Annotated in this window: 2 protein-coding genes; both read left to right on the top strand. The window is 76.7% G+C overall.

Features of this window, described 5'->3' with window-relative positions:
- Positions 1-874, top strand: an 874-nt coding sequence (locus AOK00_RS36170; protein ID WP_159041938.1) for a tetratricopeptide repeat protein, incomplete at its 5' end; no start/stop codon positions are given.
- A gap of 291 nt (positions 875-1,165) precedes the next feature.
- Positions 1,166-1,936: phytoene desaturase family protein (locus tag AOK00_RS36175; RefSeq protein WP_159041939.1), on the top strand; the 771-nt coding region annotated here is incomplete at its 3' end.

Raw genomic sequence — 1,936 nt, forward strand, 5'->3', positions numbered from 1 at the left:
CCACCCCGACACCCTCGCGGCCCGGCAGGAGCGGGCGTACGCGCTCGGCCGCCTGGGACGGCACCCCGAGGCGTACGAGGTGTACGTCGGCGTGCTCGCCGCACGCGAGCGCACCGTGGGCCCCGACCACCCGGACACCCTGCGCTGTCGCCACAACCTCGCCTTCACGCTCGGCCGCCTGGGCCGCTTCGAGGAGTCGTACCGCACGGCGCACGAGGTGGCGGAGGCACGGGCCCGGCTCCTCGGCGAGGACCATCCCGACACGCTGGTGACCCGGCGCGAAGTGGCGTACACGCTCGGGCGGTTGGGGCGGGGCGACGAGGCCCTCGCCCAGTACCGCGCGGTCGCCGACGCACGTGCCGCCGCCCTCGGCCCGGACCACCCCGACACCCTCGCCGCCCGCTACGAGACCGGAGTCTTCCTCGGCCGGCTCGGGCAGGCCGCGGACGCGCTGGGCGTCTGCCGCGACCTCGTCGCCGCGCGCACCCGCGCACAGGGCGCCGACGGCCCCGAGACCCTCCGCGCCCGCCATGCCCTGGCGGTCAACCTCGGCCGCCTCGGCCGCTGGCCCGAGGCGCTCGCCGAGTCCGAGAGCGTCCACGCGGACCGCGAGCGGGTGCTCGGGCCGGACCACCCGGACACGCTCCTGAGCCGCCGGGAGACCGCCGTCGCCCTCGGCCGCCTCGGCCGCTGGGAGGAGGCACTCGCCTCGCACGGCGCGGTCGCCGCCGCCCGCACCCGGCTCCTCGGCCCCGCCCACCCCGACACCCTCGCGGCCCTGGACGACGAGGCCCACTGCCTGGAGCGCCTGGGCCGCCACGCCGAGGCCGCCGCCCTCCTCTTGCGAGCGGCCACCGCACCGCCGCGGAGCTGAGAGGACGGGGCCGCCGCGTCAGGCTTGAGCCGTCCTGGGTCGCCGCTGCGCGTCAGGCTTGAGCCGTCCTGGGTCGCCGCCGCGTCAGGCTTGAGCCGTCCTGGATCGCCGCCGCGTCAGGCCTGAGCCGACCTGGACCGCCGCCGCTTCGACACCCCCTCGGCGCCGACGACGGGCCCGGCCGTCCGCGGGAGGCGCGCCCCGCGGCAGGCGAGATTCCGCGGGCCCGGCGTCCGCCGGCCCGCCGATGCGTCCTCTTCCCCGGCCGTCGTCTCCGTGTGAGCATGAGCCATGACTGCCCCCGACCCGTTTCCGGACGCCCGGCCCGCCTCCCGCTCGTACGACGCCGTCGTCGTCGGCGGAGGACACAACGGCCTCGTCGCCGCCGCCTACCTCGCCCGTGCCGGGCGCTCCGTGCTCGTCCTGGAGCGGCTCGGCTCCACCGGCGGGGCGGCCGTGTCCACCCGGCCGTTCGCCGGGGTCGACGCGCGCCTGTCCCGGTACTCGTACCTCGTCTCGCTCCTTCCAGAGAAGATCGTGCGCGATCTCAAGCTGCGGTTCGCCGTACGGAAACGGTCCATCTCCTCGTACACCCCGAAGGGCGACGGCGGCCTGCTCGTCGGCGGCGGCACCGCCCGCACCCGCGCCTCCTTCGCCGAACTCACCGGTTCCGACCGCGAGTACGAGGCCTGGCAGGCCTTCTACGAGCGCACCGGCCGCGCCGCCCGCCGGATCTTCCCCACCCTCACCGAGCCCCTCCCCACCCGCGCCGCGCTGCGCGCCCGCGTGGACGACGCCGCCACCTGGCGGATGCTCTTCGAGGAACCCCTGGGCGTCACCGTCGAGCGGGAGTTCGCCGACGACCTCGTCCGCGGCGTCGTCCTCACCGACGCCCTCATCGGCACCTTCTCCGACGCCCACGACCCGACGCTCCTTCAGAACCGCTGCTTCCTCTACCACGTCATCGGCGGCGGCACCGGCGACTGGGACGTACCCGTCGGCGGCATGGGAGCCCTCACCGACGCCCTCGCGGACGCGGCCCGCGCCGCCGGGGCCGACATC

This window comes from Streptomyces aureus (assembly GCF_001418135.1).
GTDB classification, from domain to species: Bacteria; Actinomycetota; Actinomycetes; order Streptomycetales; family Streptomycetaceae; genus Streptomyces; species Streptomyces aureus_A.